The 24,014-nt window shown below is 40.7% G+C and carries 21 protein-coding genes and 1 pseudogene; 11 read left to right on the top strand and 11 right to left on the bottom strand.

Annotated features, from left to right (window positions below; translation table 11 throughout):
• Window positions 1-114, top strand: a pseudogene (locus tag ABKW31_RS15870) (transposase); the annotation flags it as partial.
• A gap of 731 nt (window positions 115-845) precedes the next feature.
• On the opposite strand, the gene ABKW31_RS15865 reads toward ABKW31_RS15870, so the two are convergent.
• From ABKW31_RS15865 to ABKW31_RS15855, 3 genes are all read right to left on the bottom strand, one after another.
• Window positions 846-1,286: a MaoC family dehydratase gene (locus ABKW31_RS15865; RefSeq protein ID WP_348617545.1), complete on the bottom strand. Its 441-nt coding sequence runs from the start codon at window positions 1,284-1,286 to the stop codon at window positions 846-848.
• A 76-nt stretch (window positions 1,287-1,362) separates the two neighbouring features.
• Window positions 1,363-2,034 carry a nitroreductase gene (locus ABKW31_RS15860; protein WP_348617547.1) on the bottom strand — a complete coding sequence of 224 codons (672 nt, stop codon included), beginning with the start codon at window positions 2,032-2,034 and terminating at the stop codon, window positions 1,363-1,365.
• A 285-nt stretch (window positions 2,035-2,319) separates the two neighbouring features.
• Window positions 2,320-3,246, bottom strand: coding sequence for a sulfotransferase family protein (locus tag ABKW31_RS15855; RefSeq protein WP_348617544.1), 927 nt, complete (start codon window positions 3,244-3,246; stop codon window positions 2,320-2,322).
• A gap of 405 nt (window positions 3,247-3,651) precedes the next feature.
• Here ABKW31_RS15855 and ABKW31_RS15850 point away from each other — a divergent pair, with 405 nt between their 5' ends.
• Entirely contained in the window at window positions 3,652-6,270 is a 2,619-nt protein-coding gene (locus tag ABKW31_RS15850; RefSeq protein ID WP_348617543.1) for an EAL domain-containing protein, read from the top strand.
• 403 nt (window positions 6,271-6,673) lie between these two features.
• Here the strand turns inward: ABKW31_RS15850 and ABKW31_RS15845 are convergent, their stop codons facing one another.
• From ABKW31_RS15845 to ABKW31_RS15815, 7 genes are all read right to left on the bottom strand, one after another.
• A complete protein-coding gene (locus ABKW31_RS15845; RefSeq protein ID WP_348617542.1) occupies window positions 6,674-7,138 on the bottom strand; it encodes a YchJ family protein in 465 nt (154 codons plus the stop codon).
• Window positions 7,139-7,244: 106 nt separating this feature from the next.
• Window positions 7,245-7,622: a hypothetical protein gene (locus tag ABKW31_RS15840; protein ID WP_348617541.1), complete on the bottom strand. Its 378-nt coding sequence runs from the start codon at window positions 7,620-7,622 to the stop codon at window positions 7,245-7,247.
• Between the two features lie 62 nt (window positions 7,623-7,684).
• Window positions 7,685-8,320, bottom strand: coding sequence for a protein-methionine-sulfoxide reductase heme-binding subunit MsrQ (msrQ, locus tag ABKW31_RS15835; RefSeq protein ID WP_348617539.1), 636 nt, complete (start codon window positions 8,318-8,320; stop codon window positions 7,685-7,687).
• A 43-nt stretch (window positions 8,321-8,363) separates the two neighbouring features.
• The gene (gene msrP / locus ABKW31_RS15830) at window positions 8,364-9,368 is read right to left on the bottom strand and encodes a protein-methionine-sulfoxide reductase catalytic subunit MsrP (protein ID WP_348617538.1); all 1,005 of its coding nucleotides are present in this window, start codon (window positions 9,366-9,368) and stop codon (window positions 8,364-8,366) included.
• Between the two features lie 106 nt (window positions 9,369-9,474).
• Entirely contained in the window at window positions 9,475-10,815 is a 1,341-nt protein-coding gene (locus ABKW31_RS15825; protein ID WP_348617536.1) for an anti-phage deoxyguanosine triphosphatase, read from the bottom strand.
• 50 nt (window positions 10,816-10,865) lie between these two features.
• Window positions 10,866-11,474 (bottom strand): 5'-deoxynucleotidase, encoded by a 609-nt coding sequence (yfbR, locus tag ABKW31_RS15820; RefSeq protein WP_348617535.1) that lies wholly within the window; start codon window positions 11,472-11,474, stop codon window positions 10,866-10,868.
• A 6-nt stretch (window positions 11,475-11,480) separates the two neighbouring features.
• Complete coding sequence (locus ABKW31_RS15815) at window positions 11,481-12,701, bottom strand: pyridoxal phosphate-dependent aminotransferase (RefSeq protein WP_348617534.1); 1,221 nt, start codon at window positions 12,699-12,701, stop codon at window positions 11,481-11,483.
• A 189-nt stretch (window positions 12,702-12,890) separates the two neighbouring features.
• Here ABKW31_RS15815 and ABKW31_RS15810 point away from each other — a divergent pair, with 189 nt between their 5' ends.
• Both ABKW31_RS15810 and ABKW31_RS15805 read left to right on the top strand, forming a co-directional pair.
• Entirely contained in the window at window positions 12,891-13,412 is a 522-nt protein-coding gene (locus tag ABKW31_RS15810; RefSeq protein WP_348617533.1) for a lecithin retinol acyltransferase family protein, read from the top strand.
• 130 nt (window positions 13,413-13,542) lie between these two features.
• Window positions 13,543-14,337, top strand: a complete 795-nt coding sequence (locus ABKW31_RS15805; protein WP_348617532.1) for a DUF2189 domain-containing protein — start codon at window positions 13,543-13,545, stop codon at window positions 14,335-14,337.
• A 127-nt stretch (window positions 14,338-14,464) separates the two neighbouring features.
• On the opposite strand, the gene ABKW31_RS15800 is transcribed toward ABKW31_RS15805, so the two are convergent.
• A complete protein-coding gene (locus ABKW31_RS15800; protein ID WP_348617531.1) occupies window positions 14,465-15,004 on the bottom strand; it encodes an isochorismatase family protein in 540 nt (179 codons plus the stop codon).
• 961 nt (window positions 15,005-15,965) lie between these two features.
• Here ABKW31_RS15800 and ABKW31_RS15795 point away from each other — a divergent pair.
• The 7 genes from ABKW31_RS15795 to ABKW31_RS15765 all read left to right on the top strand — a co-directional run bounded on the left by ABKW31_RS15795 (window position 15,966) and on the right by ABKW31_RS15765 (window position 23,999).
• Window positions 15,966-17,150 (top strand): thiamine pyrophosphate-dependent dehydrogenase E1 component subunit alpha, encoded by a 1,185-nt coding sequence (locus tag ABKW31_RS15795; protein ID WP_348617530.1) that lies wholly within the window; start codon window positions 15,966-15,968, stop codon window positions 17,148-17,150.
• Window positions 17,150-18,127, top strand: a complete 978-nt coding sequence (locus ABKW31_RS15790) for an alpha-ketoacid dehydrogenase subunit beta (protein WP_348617529.1) — start codon at window positions 17,150-17,152, stop codon at window positions 18,125-18,127. Before ABKW31_RS15795 ends, ABKW31_RS15790 begins: the two co-directional genes overlap by 1 nt.
• A gap of 20 nt (window positions 18,128-18,147) precedes the next feature.
• Complete coding sequence (locus tag ABKW31_RS15785; RefSeq protein WP_348617528.1) at window positions 18,148-19,749, top strand: dihydrolipoyllysine-residue acetyltransferase; 1,602 nt, start codon at window positions 18,148-18,150, stop codon at window positions 19,747-19,749.
• Between the two features lie 77 nt (window positions 19,750-19,826).
• Window positions 19,827-20,702 (top strand): 23S rRNA (adenine(2030)-N(6))-methyltransferase RlmJ, encoded by an 876-nt coding sequence (gene rlmJ, locus ABKW31_RS15780; RefSeq protein ID WP_348617527.1) that lies wholly within the window; start codon window positions 19,827-19,829, stop codon window positions 20,700-20,702.
• Between the two features lie 8 nt (window positions 20,703-20,710).
• Entirely contained in the window at window positions 20,711-22,579 is a 1,869-nt protein-coding gene (locus ABKW31_RS15775) for a protein kinase (RefSeq protein WP_348617526.1), read from the top strand.
• 26 nt (window positions 22,580-22,605) lie between these two features.
• Window positions 22,606-23,472, top strand: a complete 867-nt coding sequence (locus ABKW31_RS15770; RefSeq protein WP_348617525.1) for an acyl-CoA thioesterase domain-containing protein — start codon at window positions 22,606-22,608, stop codon at window positions 23,470-23,472.
• Window positions 23,469-23,999, top strand: coding sequence for a gamma carbonic anhydrase family protein (locus ABKW31_RS15765; RefSeq protein ID WP_348617524.1), 531 nt, complete (start codon window positions 23,469-23,471; stop codon window positions 23,997-23,999). Before ABKW31_RS15770 ends, ABKW31_RS15765 begins: the two co-directional genes overlap by 4 nt.
• Window positions 24,000-24,014 lie beyond the last annotated feature (15 nt).

Raw genomic sequence — 24,014 nt, 5'->3', positions numbered from 1 at the left:
CACTTCAGCAGGGCAGTGGGTAGCGAGCAGATGCTGCAACAATATAAAAATAATACCCACCATCAACGCATACGAGGAATGAGTCAGGCTAAGGCCTTATTAAAACGCGCCTAAGCTGAATAACCTCCTATAAAAAATACGTAACAACATCCAGTTGTTCAACAAGGCTGTCCGACATTTAGACTTAGGCGATAAAATTTGCAACATCTGCATTTTCAAAGCGTAAAAAGGCCTTGGATAAGCTTAAAATTATGTTGTATTTGTTTTTTAGTAAATATCGTGGCTGACAAGCATTATATTCTCTAGTCGTTTGTCCTATTAATTAACTTGGATGTCTAGTTAAGTACTATTAATTAACTTGGATGTCTAGTTAAGTAATGTTTGTTAATCGTCTAATAACTCTTAGATTACACTGCACTAACACGCATAAAAATGCCTTAGAGGCGGTTAAGTTGTCTTAAAAAGTCACTTCTATTTGGGTTATTTTATCTTGTAAAATCATTTAGATGTTATTAATAGGTTAATGTAATGTAAATACATACTAAAGCGATGGAACTAATGTGTTATAAAGACATCTTAAAGTACATGAATTACGGTTAGTTGTAGAGGTAGTGAATATGACCGGTAAACGTTTCTTGAATTTCCTTACCCACAGGGGTATTCCCGCCAGCTGTTTTGCTCAGCGTTTAGGATGTCATTTATCTTCCATAAAAAAACTTCAGTCATGTGACCAAGTTCCGCGTCATTATATCAATATGTTGATAACGGAATTTGGTGGATATTTAACGGGACGTGATTTGGATATGTTAAAGAGTGCCTAAACTTTTAATTGGTAATTTAGGTGCTCAGTTTATCCTGCATTTAAAGAATGCATTTGATTCTAGTGTCATTACCGTCACATCATTTTGATTTACAATCTCATAATTAACGCAAATTAAACCAACACCCGGTTTACTCTCAGTCAACCGACATTGGCTTACACAACTTTTCACACTGAGAATATACCCAGGGTATACAGGTTTTAACCACTTGAGATTATTGATACCGGGCGAGCCAAGTGAACCGTGTTCTTCTGGTAAATTGTCAATCAACATGCGCATGAACATTGCCGCTGTATGCCAACCACTAGCACATAAACCTTTAAACAGTGATTGCTTGGCTGCCTCATTATCTAAATGGAAGAACTGAGGATCATATTTACTGGCAAATTCTTTGATTTCACTTTCAGTTACCTGATAAGCGCCGAACTTTGATGTTTGACCCGGTTGATAATCTTCGAAATACATATGTAGTCCTTTAGGTTAAACAGAAATATTGGACAAAGACCCTTATAACCATGAAAATTTTCAGTTAGTTGGGCATCTAAAATCCGTGATAGCTGACAAAATCTTTATTGTCGGCGCGTACCGATCGTACATTGTTTGCGGCAAAATCTTCATCGGGATAGCCCATCGCAATACAAATCATAATGGCTTCATTATCTGGGATTTTTGCATGTAAGTGAACGACATCTGATTGCATTATTCCTTGCCCATTGATCACGCAACCTAAACCAAGATCCCATGCCGCAAGCACAATGCCATAAGCCAAAGAACCTAAACCAAACTGAGTAATACCAGCGGGTTCTAAGCTTTTATCATAGGTAAGAACAAGTGATACTGGCGCGTCAAATTGGCGAAACCCCCTCATCATCCAATCCATACGTTTTTCTTTATCTTCTCTGGTAATACCCATTACTTCGAACAACTGAATGGCAACGTCGATTTGTCGTTGTCTGTGCACCCCTTGATAATCCTCTTTATATGGGAAATCACGGACATTTGGCTTACCAGCAAGAGTATTTTCAGTATTGCCCTTACGGATTTTGTCTAGGACATCGCCCGTCACAGCGTGAATACGCCATGTCTGAGTGTTATAAGAGGAGGGAGCCCATTTTGCAGCGTTTATTACGGCATCTACAAGCTCTTTAGAAACGGCTTTTTTACTAAATCCTCGAACGCTTTTTCGTGATGCCGCAAATTCTGCAAAATTCATATAGACCTTAAATAACTGAAAGTGAAAAATAATATTAAACACTATAACTGAACCATACGAGAGCAGACATTTATCTGATTTATCACGGTGGATTAGTGGTACTAATGACGGTTTTAATTATTTTAAAGGGGGTAATGTCCGACCAAGCGGGGTGGTGATGACGACAATACAAAATAAACTGGCCCCTACTGATCTTGGATTAATGACGCATTTAACAATGAGTCAATCGTACTATAGACCGCAATAAGATAACGCCATATCGACTTTAATTACGCAACACATAGACTAAAAAATTACAGGTTTTGCTAACGCCAACACCCTTTTTTTAGATTTTTCATCAATCAAAGTATCAACTACATACGGCTCAATGATTTCATTGATTTGCTTTAGATGTGGTATCAAAAGCTCTTTCTCTTTAGCTTTAATATTATAGTGATTTATTGTTCTTAGTATCTTTATCGAAGCACTGTTTAAGCTCTTATTTTGTCTTGGCGTCGGATTATCGTGAGGGCTTGCCAGCCCTAACATTTTTGCGAATTGTTGAACCACATCACCTTCGTATTGGAATACCAAAATATTATTTTTACCAAATATGCTTTGGCATTCACTAACGAAGCCTTGATAGTTTAAATGCTGAGCAAACCACTTAATATCAAGCATGTCAGCAAAGGATAAGTCTTTACCATAACAAGGATTGCTTTGCACTTGTGGGTTGCGAATACATTGTTTGTAATAGCTTTCAATAAAGGCCAGAGGCTCACGAAACCAGACCCAGACTTCTATATCAAAGAGTAAATTTAATTCACTTAAAAGGGCTTTTGATTCAAGCGGAAAATTCCACCAGTAATTATAGATACCTTCAGATGACAAAATAATGGTGTGTGTATTGTTTTTAACTTGGGAGACTATATTCTTCAGGTTTTCCAAAAAGTTTTCCACGTGGTTTGTGACTAAATTTTTCTCAAACCATTGGTGTTTTGGGGCTGCAGGGTTATGCGATTTCTGAAGATTGTGTGGGTAAAGGATCCCCAAGCCCCTGAGCTTACGTTGTTTTTTATCTAAGTAAGTTTGTAAGCTTGTTGTGCCCGTTTTTGGTGTGCCGGCATGGATAATTAGCTTTATTTTCTTTACACCTCGAAGCTCTAAATATGGCTCAAATGGTTTCAATAGTTCCGTTAATTCTTGAGTAAATTGAGTCATTGGGTTTTCCATTTAGAGTATTTAAAATAACTAAAATTAAATATAAATCAATTAGTTATTCTAACTTTAGACTTAAAGTTAATCTAGGTATAACTGATGACGTAAACATAAATAGAACTTCTCGATCTAAGTATAAGTTGAAATTTTTTAACGTATTTTTAAAAGTTCTCAATGTTATGGTTTATTTTAGAGAAGTTAAGTTATGCTAAGGAGCCATTAATTTGCGATGACAAAGATACTTTTATGTAAGTATGCTGATTGTCAGACAATGTTAATGAGATATTTTATTTTTTTAGTTAAGACCAAGTCGAGGCTGTCACATGGATGAAGCGCATTCTCAAGAACATATACCATTACAAGTAATAATCATACTACTGTGTATCTCTGGCATTATTTATCTAACAGGAACGTTGTAAGATGACTTCTGAGCAAAACAAAGACACTAAGCGGTTAAGCCAATTTGAAGAAAAGTCACATGATATTGAGATGTACCTCAAATCCGTTTTCAATAACATTGGAAGCCCAGTATTTGTTAAGGATGAAGAATGTCGCTTACTTTTGGTCAATGACGCCTTTTGTACCATGTTTGGCTTACATCGAGATGAAATAATAGGTAAAACTCTTGCCGAAAAAGTACCACCGAGCGAAAGGGAACATTTTTTATCGATAGATAAACAAGTAATTAGGGAAGGGAAAGAAATTTTATGTGAAGAAACCCTCACTACAAATGGCGGACATACTAGAACCATTTTAACTAAGAAGAATCGTTTCTCAGACAGTAAAGGAAACTATTTTTTGGTTGGAATAACGCATGATATTACTAGTAGGAAACAAAACGAATCACGAGAAAAATCGCGCACTCAGGTACTGGAACTAATTACACGTGGCGAAGCCTTGTCTGTAATTCTACAAGCCATTGTTAGTGGTGTCGAACAAGAAAACCCAGAGATGCTTTGTAGCGTTTTATTGTTAGACGATGCGGGCAAACACCTACTAGGTTGCACTGTATCCAGTCTTCCTGATTTTTATAACGAAGCTATTGATGGCGTAGAGATCGGGGTTGGGGTGGGTTCCTGTGGTACAGCCGCTTTTTTGAACAAGCGTGTTATTGTCGATGATATTCAGACTCATCCCTACTGGGTATCTTATAAAGAGTTGGCGAATAGAGCCGGACTAGGCGCATGTTGGTCGGAACCCATACGTTGTGCAAAAGGAAAGGTCCTCGGCACCTTCGCTATTTATCATCGAAACGTAAATTATCCAACAACAGCAGACCTTGCCGTGATCGAACGAACCGCGGGTTTAGCCAGTATCGCTATTGAAAAAAAACAAGCCGAAGTAAGACTGAAACGCGCAGCCAGTGTATTGACCCACGCCAATGAGGGCATCATTATAACCGACGCTAATGCGACTATTATTGAAGTCAACGATACGTTTAGTCGCATTACGGGTTACCCTTCTGAAGAAGTCCTAGGAAAAAATCCAAACTTCCTTAAATCTGGCCGCCACACTGTAGAATTTTATAGCGAAATGTGGGCAACGATAACAGCACAAGGTCATTGGCGGGGTGAAATATGGAATCGCCGCAAAGATGGTGAAATCTATCCTGAAATGCTCACTATCAGCGTTGTTAAAGATGCAGCGGGTCTTGTGCAACATTACGTTTCATTGTCCACTGACATTACACCAATGAAGGCTTATCAGGGGCAATTGGAGCGAATTGCTCATTACGACGCACTGACTAATCTGCCCAATCGTGTATTACTAGCTGACCGTTTAAGCCAAGCCATGGTCCAGTGCCAACGTCGCAACCAGTCATTAGCAGTGGCGTTTATGGACCTAGATGGCTTTAAAGCCGTCAATGATAATTATGGTCATAATGTAGGGGATGAACTGCTCATTACTGTATCACATCATATGAAAGAGGCTTTGCGCGAAGGTGATACCCTGGCTCGAATAGGCGGTGATGAGTTTATTGCGGTAATGGTTGATTTGGAAAACAGTGAGGATAGTAAGCCTGTATTAAAACGCCTATTAGAAGCGGCGTCTAACCCTGTTACTGTGGGTAATGTGGTTATGCAAGTCTCAGCCAGTATAGGTGTCACGCTTTTTCCACAAGACGGTGTCGACGCGGAGCAACTAATGCGTCACGCAGACCAAGCTATGTATGTAGCCAAGCAGGCAGGTAAAAATCGTTATCATCTATTTGATACCGCGCAAGATAATGCGATAAATACGCAGCGTAAAAGTATCGACAATGTTTGCACTGCCTTGGAACGAAATGAGTTTGTACTGCACTATCAACCTAAAGTGAATATGAGAACTGGCGAAGTGAAAGGCGTTGAAGCGCTGATCCGCTGGCAGCATCCTAGCAGTGGCTTAATCCCACCTTTGGAGTTTTTGCCCGTTATAGAGGGAAATATCGTTAGTCTAAGATTGGGCGAATGGGTCATTAACACAGCTCTGAGCCAGATAAGCCAATGGCGAAGCAGGGGAGTCAATCTGCCTATCAGCGTGAACATTAGTGCCTATCAATTACAACAAGATAACTTTACCACCCGCCTAGCTGGATTGTTAGCAGACCATCCCGATGTTTCACCTGGCTTTTTAGAGCTGGAAATTCTCGAAACCAGCTCATTACATGACATCAGCCAAGTGTCCACAACGATGAAAGCCTGTAAAGAATTAGGCGTACATTTTGCGTTAGATGACTTTGGTACAGGTTATTCATCCCTTACTTATTTGAAAGGTCTGCCAGCTTACCTAATTAAAATCGACCAAAGCTTTGTACGTGATATGTTAGTCGATACCGACGATTTGGCTATTGTTGAAGGCGTAGTTGGTTTAGCTAAAGCATTCCAGCGCGAAGTTATCGCTGAAGGTGTTGAAACTATCGCGCATGGAGTCGCGTTATTGAGATTGGGATGTGAGTTGGCGCAAGGTTATGGTATTGCTCGTCCCATGCCTGCTGAAGATATTCCAGAATGGGTAATAAACTGGAAAGCGGATGATTCTTGGTGTATCCGTCAAATTTAAATGTACTAGATTTATTTTTTAAACGCTGCGCTAACGACGAACGACCATCCTTGTGAATAATTTGGCCTTGGTGTTTAATTAACAGCTGCCGTTGATTTATTTGTTCCTGAACAGTGTCTGTTTCTAAACCACCAATTAATAGAAAGGCCTATTAGGTAAATGATTTATTCATTTGTAGGAGCTGCTCCGTAACGGATGTTATTAGCTGCGAAAAAATAAAAAATTTCAGACAAATGAACCCGAGCTGTAACATTAATATTTGATATCGTAAGTTAAGGTAACTGAAAGCGTAATGCCCGTGAAGAATGGATGCCAGGACATTGTAGTCAGTCAAATAGAGGTGCCCAATTAAGTCCGACTATTCTGTTTATGTACTCAGTTCTGCTTATCAAAAGAAGTTAATTTAAGCTCCACAACATTTTTTGAATTTTTTACCACTAGCGCATAAACACAGGTCGTTCCGTTGTTGAATGTAGGTGCCGGAGTCTTTATGTATAAGCCCTGTAGTGTAATACCACTGTTTGTTTTCGAAAATAAAATCAGAGGTTTCGTGCATAAGGTAGACCTGCCCATCTAGCTGATAATAGGCGCTGAACTCTACTTTACCGGATGTGTTTTTTTGCTCGCTTTTATGCACAAATAAACGTAACCACTTGGTTGATGCCGCACTATCGGTAAGCTCATTCAAGCTAAGCTTACTGCGTTGCACTGGGGCATAAGTCGCCAAAATATAATCATAATTTTGAATTACATAAGCACTAAATCTAGAGCGCATTAATTCTTCTGGACTATTTGCCGTCTGTTTACCGAGTATTAGAGGTTCACAGCACGATTCAAAAGCTAAGGGTTTATTACAATAACATTGCATACTGACTTTGTTTGATGACTACATTTGCCATGCATGTTAACTAAGCCAAGGCGAGAACAACAGAGTAACTTTATCAAACTTTGTTAATGCCTAGGCCCAGGTTTAATCACCAAGGACCTTGTACAATTTGAGCACTGTGTTTTTTATTGGGGAGTAGGTTGATCAAGGTGACATGATGCAAGGAACACAGTTGTTGGATACGGCGATAGCTTATTTCATCCATACTCAGTTGTTCTACAAACAATAAATTACATTGTTCGCTGACGATTATTTTTTCTAACCAATCTTTAAGCATCGCAACTTGTGGTTTAGGTAACTTAATCACAAAATCTGCTTTTTCATTGAACTGAATATTATTGGCCAGCAAATACGTCCATTTTTGTTGGTTTACGCCCTGACTTTGTAAACTAAACTCTGGTGCAACAATTTGCTGAACAACGGTGTTACGTTGTGATTGAAACGATAATGCGTGTAAATTTGCCATTACAACACCTACTAGTGATTATATATACAGTGGTTTTGTATACAGTAGTACTGTACAAATAATCATGCAAGTGTTTTTTTACGCTTATTTTTTATTCGTTTGATTGCGAGCAGGAATTTGTCTTTTCGAAGCGCGAGTAAAGTCAGGGCCATCGCCCAGTAGATAAGGGGTTCAACAATATCTGACTTTACTGACCAGATAAAATGTAAGGCGATTAGGAGTAGGGCAACATAAACCCAATTATGTAATTTTTGCCACTTTGTTTTCAGTTTGCGTTGCATCGCTTGGGTAGAGGTGACTGTCAGTGTTGCTAATATTAAAAAGGCTGAAAAACCTACGGTGATGTAGGGGCGCTTAATAATCTCACTAATCACTAAAGCCCAATCGAGCTGCAATTCAAATACGATATACGTGAGAAAATGACTCAGTGCGTAGGTAAAGGCGTAAAGCCCGACTAAACGTCTTACTCGTAATAACAGCCCTTGTTTAAGCCATTTGGCCGTGGGGCTTACCGTTAAGGACAAAAGCAACAAGTTAAAGGCACCGATACCAGTGAAATGGATTAATGCCATCACCGGCTCGGCTCCTAGCTGATCGATTGTCGCCAGATAAAAAGTGTAAACCAGTGGAATTAACGCACCTAAATGGATAAACACTTTTAATAGGGTTATTTGTTTAACAGATAATCTAAACGCCACAGTATGGCCCGCTAGTTGATAAAAATGTGAATTTACCCATGACTTAATAGTTTTTCTTCAGATCTAAGTTAGCGTAAAGTGGCGCAACCTCGTCGTAACCATTAAACATTTGAGTCGGGATGCGGCTGGTATTGAATAAACCACCGCTGGTAATGCGTTTTTCAGTGGCTTGACTCCATCTCGGATGGTCAACTTGTGGATTAACGTTGGCGTAAAAGCCGTATTCATTTGAGGCGAGCAGATTCCAAGTAGTTGGCGGTTTTTTGTCGGTTAAACGAATGTTGGTTATTGACTTAATACTTTTAAAACCGTATTTCCAAGGCACAACCAAGCGAATTGGAGCGCCATTTTGTGGTGGTAAGGTTTTGCCGTATAAACCTACCGCTAAAAATGCCAAAGGATGCATGGCTTCATCGATGCGTAATCCTTCAACATAAGGATAATCAATACCACCACCGGCAAAACGACTGCGCTGGCCGGGCATTTGTTTTGGATCGTAAAGGGTTTCAAAAACGAGGTACTTGGCACTGCTTAAAGGTTGAGCTTGTTTAATCAAATCAGCTAATGAAAATCCGACCCAAGGGATCACCATTGACCAGGCTTCAACGCACCGCAGACGATAAATACGCTCTTCGAGTTCGACGGTTTTATATAGCTCATCATAGTCTAATGTAATGGGTTTCTCGACCATTCCATTGATGCTTAATTTCCAAGGATCAACCTTAAACGCTTGGCCATTTTGGGCTGGATCAGATTTATTTGCACCAAACTCATAGAAGTTATTGTAAGTAATGACTTTTTCTTCAGGGGTAAATAGTTCAGTTGTTTGGTATTGACTGGCAGGAGAATAATTAAGCGCTTTAGTCAGAAATTTTTTTGGCTCGTCATCACCAAATAAACTAAATGCACTGGCTTGCGAAGTGTGTAATAAACTCGCAGCGCCTAAAAAGCCCAAGGACTTGAGTAATTGTCGTCGTTGTTGATAAACCGACTCGTCGGTGACTTGGTTTTCTGTACAAGCACTTTTACTGGGAGTTTTGATCAACATTACTGGCTGCCTTATTAATTTTTTATACTGCTTGTTACGATAGACAGTCAAATAGGACTAAAAATTTCCTTTTTTTATCTTGGTACTAAAATTATTTTGCAGCTGTCTAAATGACACTTTTATCTATGCCTGTTTGTGATGCGGGTAAAAACAAATTACTGTATAAACGCGAGGCAAAACCGTCTGTCATACCAGATATATAATCAGCAATAACCCGCTGACCATTGTTTTGTTCACAGGCTTTGATATAACGTTGGCGGGTATTATCGGGTAATAATCGCAGGGGATCAGAAGAAAACGCTTCAAATAACTCCATAACGATTTGTTGGCCTTTGTATTCTAATAATTGAATATCTGGTTTCAATATGACGCGATTAAATACATACTTTTTAAATAAGCTTAATGCTTGATGATACTGCTCAGGAAAAACCGCATTGTATTTAAGCAAGTCTTCGTTAAATGCCGGTTCAACATCAAGTATTTCAATGCCGGTAATAAAACTATTAACCAGCGCTCCGATAGCATCTTTGCGTTCATGGTGTTGATGGCTAAAGAGTTTATCCGCTATCGCCAACATATTAGTAGATAACCAAATCTTGCCAATTTTGCTGATGGGTTCTGCCACTTCGTGCAAAAATTCAGACTGACTAACAATACCCATCACAATGGCATCTTCGAGGTCATGAATACCGTAGGCGATGTCATCTGCTAACTCCATAATAGAGCAATCAAATGATTTATAACTGGTTTTGCTATGGTGTTTGGCAGCCGTGTTGAAGCTCATAAAGAGGGTTTTATCAGCAATACTTAGAGGCTCTGTTACCCAATCAAACAGCGGCGAATCACACAGATATAAACCCTTGGGTGGATGCCATTTGCCTGCTTGAATTTGACGATGAGTTAAGTTTGAGTTTTTATCAAGCAGTGACTGATTTTCTAAAGCATCGATGTAATTTGGATATTTCACTAAGCCTAACAGGGTACGACGGCTCAGGTTCATGCCGGCATCAGCAGTATAGGGCTCAAGTTTAGTGACAATTCTGAAGGTTTGGCCATTACCTTCAAACCCGCCGTGATGACGCATTTTATAATGTAGTGCTACTTCTCCACCATGACCAAAAGGGGGATGGCCAATATCATGGGATAGGCATAGTGCTTCGATAAGCGTGTCGTTTAAACCCAGATCGGACGTCAGCTGAGGGAATTTACTGCGAAGCTGGGCTGCGATACCTTGGCCTATTTGCGATGCTTCTAATGAATGAGTTAGACGGGTGCGATAAAAATCACTCATACCGACACCTAAAACCTGAGTTTTTGCTTGCAGGCGACGAAAGGCAGCAGAGTGCAGTATACGGGCTTTATCGCGTTGAAACGGTGTGCGGTGATCCCCTTCGCGTTGCGAACTTTGCTGTTGAAACCTGTCTAGCCACGTTTGCTCATTACCCAAAATGTTGCTTCCTGTAGTTGTCTAACTTAGCCTTTATTACCTTTCCTTTATTACATATCTTCTTGCGTGATCTCGTCCAAACTCAGACTAAAACTCGGTACATAAGCCTTCATAAAATAATTTACTTCATCAGAGCGATAATCTTTGAGTATCTTATCGAGTCGTTTTTTGGCTAAGCCAAATTCCTTATTTCCAGCAGATAACTCTTCAAGGGTTTTTAAATAGGCACAAATGACATCTGCTGCTTTGACAATAAACGCTTCATCTTCAGAATGATAATGGTGATCAATTAAAGCTGCATAGTCATCTTTAAAGTCGGCCGGAGCCATATTGATTAGTTTTTGTTCGGCCAGTTTTTCAATCTTTTTATATTCATCTCTGATCACCGGATTTGAATATTTGACTGGAGTAGGTAAGTCACCAGTCAGCACTTCAGAGACATCATGAAACAAAGCGATAGTTGCCACTTTGTATGGATCTAAAGTGCCGGCAAAGTATTTATTGCGGATTAGCGCTAATGAATGCGCCACCATCGCTACCTGTAGGCTATGTTCTTGCACGTTTTCAGAACGTACATTGCGCATTAAAGGCCAGCGGGTGATTAACTTCATGCGCGATAAATGTGCAAAAAAATGACTTTTTAGTGGGTTATGACTCATTAATATTTAAACAACTTGTTGGTAATGTTTGAAAAAATTGCCAATACGTTCAATGGCAGGACGCAGCACATCTACATGGGGTAAAAACACAAGTCTAAAGTAACAACCTGTTTTTAAGTTAAAACCACTACCATGCACTACAAGTACTTTTTCTTGACGTAATAGATCCAGCACCATCAGTTCATCTTTGCTGATATTAAATTTTTCGGCATCGACTTTGACAAAACAATACAGTGCCCCTTTGGGTACCACACAAGACAAACCGTCAATTTGATTAATCAGTTCACAGGCTAAATCTCGTTGTACCTTCAATCTGCCGCCTTCTGAGATCAACTCATTGATACTTTGATAGCCGCCTAAGGCAGTTTGTATAGCATGTTGGCTAGGCACGTTAGCACACATGCGCATCGACGCGAGGATGTTTAAGCCTTCGATATAGTTCTGGGCTGGAAGCTTATTGCCACTCACCATGAGCCAACCGGCGCGAAACCCGGCAACACGATAATTTTTAGATAAACCACTTAGGGTGATGAAAAACACATCGGTGGCTAAGGCCGCAATACAATGGTGCTGGGCATCGTCATATAAAATTTTGTCATAAATTTCGTCACTGAATATGGCAAAACCAAATTCACGAGCTAGTTCAATAATTTGTAACAACAATTCTTTGCTATACACGGCACCAGTGGGGTTATTGGGATTGATCAATACAATCGCTTTAGTTTTATCACTGATTTTGCTGCGGATGTCTTCAATGTCTGGCTGCCACTCATTACTTTCATCACAAATATAATGAATAGGTTTACCTGACGATAAACTCACCGCCGCCGTCCAAAGTGGATAATCAGGGCTTGGGATCAACACTTCATCATTATTGTTCAGCAAACCTTGCATGGCCATCACAATCAGTTCACTCACACCGTTACCAATGATGATGTCTTCAACGGTGATATTGCGGATGTTTTTTTGCTGATAGTACTGTAACACCGCTACACGCGCCGCATAGATGCCCTTGGCATCTGAATAGCCTTGTGATTTAGGTAGATTGTGGATCACATCCTTGAGAATGTCATCAGGGGCATCGAAGCCAAAAGGGGCGGGATTGCCAATGTTAAGTTTGAGTATACGGTGGCCTTCATCCTCCATCTTTTTTGCATAATCGAGAATAGGACCACGGATGTCATAACAAACATTTTCTAATTTGTTGGATTTATTAATGATTTTCATTGTAGTAAGCGCTTCATTTAGATAACAACAGATTAATACACTAGTGATATCACTGTTAAGTGTTAATTTCATTTCTATTGAAGCTTTTTTGTTATGAGAGGAATTTACACTCGCTTACAATGTGAAATTGGCAAACGTAGCGATTAATTGTATGAATAGCATACAAATAATTGTAATTTAGGAGCCACTATGGCTTTACCACTTTTACTTTTCGGTGCCAGTGCTTTAGCAATATTGGCTAGCAATGAATATGCTAGAGACCAGCGTAATCAAAAATCTCTAGAGAATTTGCGAACTGACCGGCATAAAAAGATAAAACCGGAAAACGGCGCGATAGTCAGTTGTGGTGTTTTTGGGGTATTTGACCATACGGGTATTTGGCTAGATGGCAATATTATTGAACTCAGAGGTAATGGCCTCATTAGGGGGATTTCACCTCAACGTTTTTTACAAGGTCGCAGTGGCAGCCAGATTTATATTGCCTGTAATCAATATAACGAAGTACTTATCGAATCTGCTGCGATTGAAAGAGCCTGTGCACAACTATTTCAATACTCAGAATATGATCTAATCAAAAATAATTGTCACAAATTTGTTTGGAACTGCGTGACAGGTGATAGACATCAATTAACCCGGTTTTCTGAACTCAACCGTTTAATGGCCAATTATTTTGGCTGTGAAATTAGCTGGCAAAAAACAGATACTCAGTGATAGCTGAACAAACAAGGATCTTTCTTGTACTGCCTTCGTAAAGATTAATTAACTTGCTTGATCTTAACGTCGCGGTAGTTTAAAACTTAATAAGGGAAAGCAATAATTATTACTTCAGCGGAGTTAAATTATGTCAGAACATTTTAAAGAAGAACAACACAACGCAATAGTGGATAGTCACATTGCCCGCGTTATTCCATGTAAAAAGCTCGAATTTAGTGACCCTTTTAAGTGGTTAGTATTGGGTATACGTGATGCCCAGCGAGCCCCGATTCTGACACTGTTTTTTGGTATCATCTTTGCTGCAATTCCATGGTTCATTACTTATTTAGTGCAGTTAACCGGTTGGCACTTAGTCATTATGCCGGCCATAGTTTGTTTTATGTTAATTGGTCCTTTTTTAGCCGCTGGCTTATATGACGTAAGTTGGGAATTAGAAAAAAATCATGTTCCAAGCTTGTGGCACAGTATAAAAGCCATAAAACGCAACGCCGTCAATGAATGGGGTTTGGGTATTATGCTAATGGTACTGATGATTTTTTGGTTGCGCATCGCATCCATTATCCACGCCTTATATCCCCCTTACCTTGACCCAAACTGGGACAATCTCATTCCATTTTTAGCCGTGGGTACGGTAGTCGGTGCAGGCTTTACTTTATTGGTATTCTTCTTAAGCGCATTTACTCAACCTATTTTAATGGAGCGCAAAGTCGACTTAGCCACCGCGGTCTTAACCAGCATGAATAGCGTATGGACCAATAAAGGCCCAATGTTATTGTGGGCAGGTATTATCATGTTGGCAGTGCTTATTGGTTTTGCTACTTGGTTTGTAGGGTTTGTTATTTTAATGCCGATCATTGGTTACGCCACTTGGCATGGTTATATTGATACGATTGAAACAAAACGCGAACGGCATTTTCAATAATATTATTTATGCCCTTTTGAAAGCCTCCTTGTGAGGCTTTTTTTACACTTTCCAAAACTGGCCGTGTGGTAACAGCGCTAGCTAGCTTTTAAACCTCTGTGTGAGCAAGCCCTTAACAGCGTTTTGTTTACCGAACTAAAGCAAGAATTTGTCTAAACTCAGGTGATCTACAATCCTTAACAAGCTCATACAAACACATTTCCAATCCGGTAATATCAACACCTTTATTCATGAGCTGACTGACTCCAAGTTGTTTGTTTGTAAATGTGCGAGAAGAAGTACAATCACTGACTAACTTTATTTTATAGCCCAGCTCTGCCAAGCCTATTGCCGTTTGATAGACACAAATATGGGTTTCGATCCCACAAACAAGCCATGTATCTATGTTGGTCGCTCTGACAGCATCGACAAATGTGGGTTCTTGGCAGGCGTTGAAGGTAAATTTAGCTAATGTATCAGCTCGGTTTATCAGTAAACGAATTTCATCAACCGAAGCGCCTAGTTTGTCTGGATTTTGTTCTAGACAGATGATCGGTAGTCCTAGAAATTGGGCGCCTTTGATAAGCTTTTCGCAATTAGTAATCAACGTATTACTGTCATGGACTAAACGAGCAAGTTTCCCCTGAATATCGACCACAATAAGACCTGTATTTTCTCTGTCTAACATACACCGGCTCCGCAAATTCCAATAAGGCTTATAACCTAACGCTAGTTGACCAAAACTTGCGCTTTGGACCCCATGGATGGTTTTATTTTATGTCTTTTTACCACTGTGGCTCTGAATAAAAATGCCGAATTAATCGCATTTAGACACTCGATTTGTAAAGTCATTGTTATGGCTGTCCTGTTTATTCTGTTTATTTCTATTATGGCTGTCCTGTTTATTTCATTCTGTTTATTCTGTTTATTCTGTTTATTTCTATTATGGCTGTCTTGTTTGGGACAGTTTATTTCTATTATGGCTGTCCTATTTATTTCCTATTTATTTCTATGTCTTTTTACCACTGTGGCTCTGAATAAAAATGCCGAATTAATCGCATTTAGACACTCGATTTTTAAAGTCATTGTTATGGCTGTCTTGTTTGGGACATTGTTTATGTTAGTTAATCTCAGTTATTTATTTTACTTGATTGAGTGTTGAGAAAGACACTCTACTAATTACTATAAACTCTCCCAATTAACTCAGGCCTTAAATATCCTTATATACTGCCTTTTAGAGTTCTGCTGCCGCCGACGCTTAAGTTTTCTATGTCGGAAAAAGCTAATTATTTAGTCAAACTTATTTATTAAATTAAATTCCAAAAACAATCGGGGTAGTCCCTAGTTAGCGTTTTACCTACTTAAACCCTCATGCATGACTGTGGCTAAAATATCTATAAAACCCAATCCAGATTTTTCATTAGGATGACTATTTCAATTTGATTAACACTTTACCTTTGGTCTTTTATGATTTGTAGGATAAACATCATCTTTAGTGAGGTTTATTAGTCAGTTATTTGTTTAGTTTTTATTCCGCTCGCTTAAATCGCAAGGCCTTATTCCAAATACTCCACTATTCTTTACAAACTTATAACAAGCTATAAACGATAAACCTACACTATGGTTTATATCCTTCACAAGGTAAGTAAATGAAAGACAGAAATCATTTATCCAATATCGGTCTTAGTCATCAGGTAAATGTGATAAGCAACGGCCTGGTCGATATTCCGATGTTACAAATTTTACAAGCCGATGGTGTACCTCACAAAGAGGCGACATTACCGGACATGGAAAAGGAACTTGCAGAAAAAATTCTAACTACAATGCAATATATCCGGATCCTAGACGAGCGTATGGTGGCGGCTCAGCGGCAAGGGCGGATCAGTTTTTATTTGGCCTGTACAGGTGAAGAGGCGTCTACTGTGGGCAGTGCTGCTGCGCTTGAACCGCAAGACATGATTATGTCGCAATACCGCGAGCAAGGTACCTTGGCGTTTCGTGGTTATAGCACCGAACAATTTATGGATCAGATGTTCAGCAATGAAAAAGACCCGAATAAAGGGCGTCAAATGCCTATTCATTATGGGGTAAAAGAACTTAATTTTATGACCATCTCGTCGCCTCTAGGTACCCAAATTCCGCAAGCTAGTGGTTATGCTTATGGGCAAAAAATGGCAGGGCAGCCTGCAGTAACCATTTGTTACTTTGGAGAGGGTGCTGCGTCTGAAGGTGATTTTCATGCCGGTTTAAATATGGCCGCTGTGCTGCATTGCCCGGTGATCTTTTTCTGTCGGAATAATGGTTACGCCATTTCTACCCCCTCTGAAGAGCAGTTTGCGGGTGATGGTATAGCTTCACGCGGCATCGGTTATGGTATTAAAACCATTCGTGTTGACGGTAATGACGTATTGGCGGTATTTGCTGCAACCCAGAAAGCACGTGAATTAGCCTTGGCGGAAAATTGTCCGGTATTAATTGAAGCCATGACTTATCGTTTGGCTGCACACTCCACCTCTGATGACCCCACTGGTTATCGTTCTAAAGACGAAGAAGAACGCTGGCGAGCCAAAGATCCCGTATTGCGATTTGCTGCTTGGATGCAAAGTCAGGGTTGGTATAACGAAGAGCAAAACAAAGCCTTCTTGGAGCAAAGTCGTCAAGACGTATTGAGTGAGTTAAAGCGCGTGGAAAAAGTACCGGTGTGTAAAATTGATGACATTATTACTGACGTTTATGACACACCACCTTGGCATCTCAAAGAACAACTGGCTGAATTAAAGGCCCATATTGCCAAATATCCTGAAGCCTATCCAAAAACGGCGGGGAGACTGTAATGGCTAAAATGAATATGTTGCAAGCGGTCAATAGCGCGTTGATTACTGCAATGACTGAAAATGAAAAGGTCATGGTTTTTGGCGAAGACGTTGGACACTTTGGTGGAGTATTTAGAGCCACCAGTAATCTACAAGAAAAATTTGGCAAGGGCCGTTGTTTTAATACCCCTTTAACCGAACAAGGTATTATTGGATTTGCCAATGGTTTGGCCTCACAGGGCTCAGTACCGGTGGCAGAAATTCAATTCGCCGATTATATTTTTCCGGCTTTTGATCAAATTGTGAATGAAACCGCGAAATGGCGTTATCGTTCAGGTGGTCAATTTAGCTGTGGAACATTAACGATTCGGACTCCATACGGCGGTGGTATTGCCGGTGGTTTGTATCATTCGCAGTCACCCGAAGCCTTTTTTGCCCATGTACCGGGCTTAAAAATAGTTGTGCCACGCAATCCGTACCAAGCCAAAGGTTTGTTGTTAGCGTCAATTCGCGATGACAACCCAGTGTTATTTATGGAGCCCAAACGCCTGTATCGCGCATCAGTTGGGGAGGTACCTGAACATGACTATACTTTACCCTTAGGTAAAGCGGAGGTTGTTTCGCAAGGTACTGATATCACGCTGTTAGCTTGGGGGGCGCAAATGGAGGTTATGGAAAAAGCGGCCCAAATGGCAGAAAAAGACGGTATATCCTGCGAGGTATTAGATTTACGCAGTATTTTACCCTGGGATCGTGAAACCGTTGCCATATCAGTACAAAAAACTGGTCGTTTGTTGATTAGTCACGAAGCCCCGCAAACCGGAGGGTTCGCTAGTGAAATCGCCGCCAGTATTCAAGAGAAGTGCTTTTTATATCTTGAATCACCGATTACTCGCGTATGTGGTTTGGATACTCCTTATCCCTTAGCCCATGAGAAAGAGTATATGCCTGACCACCTCAAAATTTACGAAGCGATTGTTCGCTGCGTTAATTTCTAGCCAAATAGGAGCACAGATAAGTGACTGATTTTATTTTGCCAGATATTGGTGAAGGCATTGTTGAATGTGAATTGCTTGAATGGTTAGTGGCCGAGGGCGATGTTATTGTTGAAGATCAGCCGGTGGCAGAGGTCATGACTGACAAGGCTACCGTACAAATTCCTGCCATGTATTCAGGTAAAGTGTTGAAGCTTTATTATAAAACCGGCGAGATTGCCAAAGTTCATGCACCTTTGTTTGCGATGCAAATTGATGGCGCTGACCAGCAGGCTGCACCTCAGCAGGCCGCACCTCGGCAGGTCGCACCTCGGCAGGTCGCACCCGAGGTTGCATCAGCACCAGCAACGCCAGAGAGTACTCAAACGGCACAAACCAGCAAAGTTGACGGAGATTCAATTGACTTTATTCTACCGGATATTGGAGAGGGCATAGTTGAGTGTGAATTAGTCAAGTGGTTGGTCAATGAAGGTGATGAAATCCTTGAAGACCAAGCCGTGGTTGAAGTCATGACAGACAAAGCCTTGGTCGAAATACCCGCTAAATACTCGGGCAAAGTAAGCAAGTTATACTATGCTCAAGGCGATATTGCCCGGGTCCACACTCCTTTGTTTGCCATGCAAGTCAAAGATTCGGGTAATGCCCCTGCAGCACAAAAAGTGCAAAATGCCCAACAACCTGCACAAGTAAGTTCTGAGCCTTCACACAGTGCTGCAGCAAATGACTTACCCGCTATGGGCAAAGGAAAGGCCTTGGCCAGTCCTGCAGTGCGTCGTATGGCTCGTGAACTCGATGTGGATTTAGCTTCTGTCAAAGGCAGTGGTGATAAGGGCAGAGTGCTTAAATGTGATTTGAGCGCTCCAGCATCAAACGAGACTAAGCTTGCGCCTGTTAAAGCCGCAACGGTTGAGAGTGTTGGCGGGATCCGTAAAGAACAAATTCGTGGCATAAAAGCGGTTATGGCCAAACAAATGTTGCACGCTGTGACAACAGTGCCGCATTTTACGGTGAGCGATGAAATCGAACTGGATAATTTGATTGCGGTCCGTAATCGATTAAAGGAGCAATTTGCTAATCAGGGCGTTAAGTTGAGCTTTATGCCGTTTTTTATGAAGGCATTGTCGCTGGCTTTAAAACAGTTCCCGATTATTAATAGTCAGGTAAATTCAGATTGCACTGAAATTACCTACTTTGACGAGCATAATATTGGTTTAGCCATTGATTCAAAAATCGGGTTGTTGGTGCCTAATTTAAAAGGGGTACAACATCTTTCCTTATTCGAAATTGCCCAAAAGACCAATGACTTAGTGGAATTGGGTCGCCAAGGGAAGTTGAAAACCGCAGATTTGAAAGGCGGTACTATTAGTATTTCCAACATTGGCGTCTTGGGCGGTACCGTTGCGACGCCTGTTATCAATGCACCGGAGTCAGCCATCGTTGCTTTAGGCAAAATACAGCGACTACCGCGCTTTGATGCCAACGATAATGTGGTGGCGGTTAATATCATGCAAGTAAGTTGGTCGGGGGATCATCGCATAATCGATGGGGCCACCATGGTGAGATTTAATAATTTATGGAAGTCTTATTTGGAAAATCCGCTTACAATGTTGGTAGAATTAAAATAACGCCGTTTGATTTTAAATAAACCCGCTTAATTGCGGGTTTGTTTTTACAGTCTAGTCACTTAGTTGGAGTTCGATCATTGTTTAGTTATCGTCATAGTTTTCATGCTGGCAACCACGCCGATGTATTAAAGCACTTAGGTCAGTTGCTATTAATTGAAAAACTCAAAGAAAAAGAAAAGGGTTTTATGTACTTCGATACCCATAGTGGGGCGGGTTTATATGATCTGGGTTCTGATAACGCACAAAAAACGATGGAATTTCAACAAGGTATTGAGCGCCTGATGCAATATCAAGGGGCTAATTCTGATATTAAAACTTATATCGATTTAATCGCGCAATATCATCGTCATGGAAATTATCCAGGCTCACCAGAAATCGCCCGCTGCTTAATGCGCGACCAAGACAAACTGGTGTTAATGGAATGGCATAATCAAGAGATTGATAATTTACGCGAAAATATAAGTGGCAAAAATGTGAGTATTCATCATCGCGATGGGTTTGAAGGCTTGCTAGCGATGACGCCTCCAGCACTGCCTAGAGGGCTGGTATTAATCGATCCGTCTTATGAGGTGGCGAGCGAATATCAACAGGTTGCCGATATGGTCATCAAGGCAGTGAAACGCTGGAGTACCGGAATGTTTGTTGTTTGGTACCCGCTGATTGCTAATCGCCATGACAACGAGAGTGACGTTCACTATGCACAAAGTAAAATGGGCAAAAGTGAGGCACTGTTAAATGCACTTAAAGCTCAGCCCTTTAAGAATTTACTGCAAATAGAGTTATGCGTAACTTCTAAAGAGCAAGGTGCAGGCATGTATGGCTCTGGGCTAGCGGTGATTAACGCGCCGTGGCAGTTTGATCAGAGAATGCAGGCCGCTTTGCAAGAATTAACGCCATTGTTAGCCCAATCGCCGAGTGCCAGCAGTAAAGTAACGTGGTTAATCACAGGGTAAATTGAACGATGTTAGCGCCAGCAGGGATCAAACATTTTTATATACCCGATGAGCAATCTATTTATTTGCTGTCCCATAAAGACGCAAAAAAACTCAAAGATTGGTTTAAGTTATGTACCGAACAACTTGAATTATTGGGTTATAAAAATATTGAATTAATCGGTAAGGGCGCCTTTGGTTTTGCTTTTGCAGGACAACTTTCCCGTGGGGTAAATGAACTTAGCTCAGATCAAGCTGCTCAGCGTTTTGTTTTTAAATTTTCTCGGATTAATTTACCACAACATATTCAAGACCGATTAGAAGAAGAAGCCTACATGTTAAGCCATGTAGAACATGCCAATGTTCCAGCATTGATTGAATTCCAACGGGTCAAAAAGCAAGCCATACTGGTGATGGAGCGTGCACCTGGTGAAGATCTAGAAAAAGTATCTCTACAGCAAGGGCCGTTATCGCCTCGGCTTATCGTTAAAATAGCGGTGCAATTAGCCGATGTATTGAGTTATTTGCGCAACTTTAAGGCTGAAGGTAACAAAAAGCCTATTGTGCATGGTGATATTAAACCTTCTAACATTGTTTTCGATCAACAATCAGAGTCTATTGGACTGATTGATTGGGGTTCATCGGTTTTTGCTCAAATTGATGAACAGGGGCATTTTGTTAGTCAAAACATCATGGATTTAATGTCCAGTGAATTACAGCAAACTAATGCGCGTTTGGGTGATATTTATTTTATTGGTGAAGAACAACTTAATGGTGGTTTGTCTTCTCCCCGTTTTGATGAGCAGGGCTTAGCGAGTACTTTGTATGCCTTGGCTTCTGGGCAGTCCTGCCGTTTTGGCTGGCGAGTTATTACTCCTGATTCATTAGGATTACCCCGAGAGCTGGCCCGCACTTTAAGTGCTATGCTCAGTGACGACCCCATAGAGCGTCAGCGTGGTGGTGATTATTTCTTGCAGAATATGAAGTTTATGAAAAACCTCTTACTGATTGATAGTCATCTTGAACAAGCAAAGCCCCTTATACCCAGTTGGGTCGTGCGTAAAGAAAAAGACATCGATACCGTGGTCTACAGCTCAAGAAAATCTTTTTTGCGCGCAGAGGCTTTTACCGAGCATCACGAACTGCAATATATGAATGATGCGCAATTTGAGCGCTACTATAAAAACTATTTGCAAGGTATGGGTGAAACAGAAAAAGCCTTTGTCTCTGCCGTTAGTCGTTTGGGCAAGTATCCGGTAGTGGGTGGCTTAGCCGTTCGTTGGCAGGATGAAGGGGTATATATCGATTCGAGCTTGAATCTTTACGATCAAAGTATGCAATGTTCGTTCGAGGCCTCCATCAACAATGTGGTTTATTTAGCCAGAGCCATTAAAAGAGTGGGTATTTTTAAGTGTTGTTTGTTTAATGCTCGAGACACTTTACATTTAGAACGTGTGGACGAAAATTCGAATTTTATGCCTGAAGTGGGGATGCGCATTCCTTATGAATTAAGTCGTATTTCATTACCAGAAGATGAGAGTCGTATGCATTCCTATTTTGAAGATGGGGATGATCCCGACGAACTATTAGCCTTGCCTGCCGAGTTATTGACTATTATCCGCCAGCTCAACAGCATTCATCATACCGGCTGTATTATTTTTGAAGCTTTGCCTACCCATTTAAAAATTCACAGTTATTATACTTTGCTTAATCACAAGCTAGAGCTGGAATTTAGCAGTTTATTGCGAGATATTATCGACTTAATCCCGCAAATTAAGGGCTTAGGAATTTCTGGGTTTATGAAACTACCCTATAAAGATACACGATTTTTCCAGACTCAAGCGCAATTACCTGATAAGTTTTATCCACGTGATCCTCGACAAGCAGAACGAGTGTAGTCCATTATTATGAAGAGTAGATAGTCATGCCAGACATTAAATTAGTCGAATTACTGACCCTTGAAAAAATTGAGCAGGGCTTATTTCGTGGGCAAAGTTGGGATTTAGGTTTTCGCGCCTTATTTGGTGGTCAAGTTATGGGCCAAGCACTAGCGGCAGCCCAACTCACTATGCCTGAGGGCCGAGTTACGCATTCTTTTCATAGTTATTTTTTACTGCCCGGAGATGCTAATCAGCCAGTGGTCTTTGACGTAGAGAACGTGCGAGATGGGCGTAGTTTTTCCACCAGACGGGTTAAAGCTGTGCAAAATGGGCGAAATATCTTTTATATGACGGCGTCTTTTCAATTGCCAGAGGTGGGTTTAGAACATCAATATGCCGAAATGCCAGATGTACCTGCGCCAGAAGATATTGAACCAGACATTAAGTTTTATGAAAAATCACTGAGTGATATGTCCCTGCGTGTGCGTGAAACCTTGAGTTATCACAAACCGATTGATACTCGTACGGTGCAAGCCATTGATCCTTACAAACCCCAAGTGCAAGAGCCAAAGCGTTATATTTGGATGAAAGCGCAAGAAGTACTGGGTGGTAATATCAATATTAATCAGACGATGTTGGCCTATGCGTCTGACTATCATTTTTTAGGCACTTGTCTGCAACCTCATGGCATTTCAGCTAGAAATAAAACCTTACGCATGGCGACTATCGATCATGCAATGTGGTTTCATCACCCCTTTGATTTTGATGACTGGTTATTATATTGCGCTGAAAGCCCATTTACCGGTGGGGCAAGGGGTTTGGTTAGGGGCCAATTTTTTAATCGCCAAGGTAAGTTGGTCGCCTCAACCATGCAAGAAGGTTTAATGCGCAATATCGAGGAGAGCATATGATTTATTCTATAGGTGAGCACAAAGTTAAGCTTAATCAACCGGCCTTTATAGCACCTGGTAGCCATATCATCGGCCAAGTCTGTTTGGAAAAAGACAGTAGTGTTTGGTTTAATGTGGTTATTCGCGGTGATTGCGACTTGATAACTGTTGGCGAGTGCAGCAATGTGCAGGATGGCTCGGTATTGCATACTGATCATGGCGTGCCATTAGTCATTGGCAAAGGAGTCACTGTTGGGCATAAAGTGATGTTACATGGCTGTGAAATAGGCGATTACAGTTTAATTGGCATCAATAGCGTTATTTTGAATGGGGCTAAAATAGGTAAACATTGCGTGATTGGTGCCAACGCATTGATTACCGAAAATATGCACATCCCAGATGGTTCAGTGGTCATGGGCTCACCGGGTAAAATTGTTAAAATTATTTCTGACAATCAAAAAGCAATGTTAGAGAAATCAGCAGAGTATTACGTGAATAATGCGAAACGTTTCGCTACGGATTTAATGACTTCCTCATCAACGGTATAGTATTCAAGGGCTTAT

The sequence above is a fragment of the Paraglaciecola sp. 25GB23A genome, from assembly GCF_040012495.1.
Taxonomy (GTDB): Bacteria; Pseudomonadota; Gammaproteobacteria; order Enterobacterales; family Alteromonadaceae; genus Paraglaciecola.
The sequence above is the reverse complement of the archived record's forward strand: the minus strand, read 5'-3'. Positions and strand labels throughout refer to the sequence as shown.

What these genes read in the sequence shown, in the direction of transcription:
- ABKW31_RS15775 (WP_348617526.1), top strand. Translation starts at nt 20,711, where the DNA reads ATGTTAGCGCCAGCAGGGATCAAACATTTTTATATACCCGATGAGCAA.
- ABKW31_RS15800 (WP_348617531.1), bottom strand. Translation starts at nt 15,004, where the DNA reads ATGTTAGACAGAGAAAATACAGGTCTTATTGTGGTCGATATTCAGGGG.
- msrP (WP_348617538.1), bottom strand. Translation starts at nt 9,368, where the DNA reads ATGTTGATCAAAACTCCCAGTAAAAGTGCTTGTACAGAAAACCAAGTC.
- ABKW31_RS15805 (WP_348617532.1), top strand. Translation starts at nt 13,543, where the DNA reads ATGTCAGAACATTTTAAAGAAGAACAACACAACGCAATAGTGGATAGT.
- ABKW31_RS15815 (WP_348617534.1), bottom strand. Translation starts at nt 12,701, where the DNA reads ATGAAAATCATTAATAAATCCAACAAATTAGAAAATGTTTGTTATGAC.
- yfbR (WP_348617535.1), bottom strand. Translation starts at nt 11,474, where the DNA reads ATGAGTCATAACCCACTAAAAAGTCATTTTTTTGCACATTTATCGCGC.
- ABKW31_RS15855 (WP_348617544.1), bottom strand. Translation starts at nt 3,246, where the DNA reads ATGGAAAACCCAATGACTCAATTTACTCAAGAATTAACGGAACTATTG.
- ABKW31_RS15865 (WP_348617545.1), bottom strand. Translation starts at nt 1,286, where the DNA reads ATGTATTTCGAAGATTATCAACCGGGTCAAACATCAAAGTTCGGCGCT.
- ABKW31_RS15850 (WP_348617543.1), top strand. Translation starts at nt 3,652, where the DNA reads ATGACTTCTGAGCAAAACAAAGACACTAAGCGGTTAAGCCAATTTGAA.
- ABKW31_RS15810 (WP_348617533.1), top strand. Translation starts at nt 12,891, where the DNA reads ATGGCTTTACCACTTTTACTTTTCGGTGCCAGTGCTTTAGCAATATTG.
- ABKW31_RS15790 (WP_348617529.1), top strand. Translation starts at nt 17,150, where the DNA reads ATGGCTAAAATGAATATGTTGCAAGCGGTCAATAGCGCGTTGATTACT.
- ABKW31_RS15765 (WP_348617524.1), top strand. Translation starts at nt 23,469, where the DNA reads ATGATTTATTCTATAGGTGAGCACAAAGTTAAGCTTAATCAACCGGCC.
- ABKW31_RS15770 (WP_348617525.1), top strand. Translation starts at nt 22,606, where the DNA reads ATGCCAGACATTAAATTAGTCGAATTACTGACCCTTGAAAAAATTGAG.
- ABKW31_RS15795 (WP_348617530.1), top strand. Translation starts at nt 15,966, where the DNA reads ATGAAAGACAGAAATCATTTATCCAATATCGGTCTTAGTCATCAGGTA.
- ABKW31_RS15845 (WP_348617542.1), bottom strand. Translation starts at nt 7,138, where the DNA reads ATGCAATGTTATTGTAATAAACCCTTAGCTTTTGAATCGTGCTGTGAA.
- ABKW31_RS15860 (WP_348617547.1), bottom strand. Translation starts at nt 2,034, where the DNA reads ATGAATTTTGCAGAATTTGCGGCATCACGAAAAAGCGTTCGAGGATTT.
- ABKW31_RS15840 (WP_348617541.1), bottom strand. Translation starts at nt 7,622, where the DNA reads ATGGCAAATTTACACGCATTATCGTTTCAATCACAACGTAACACCGTT.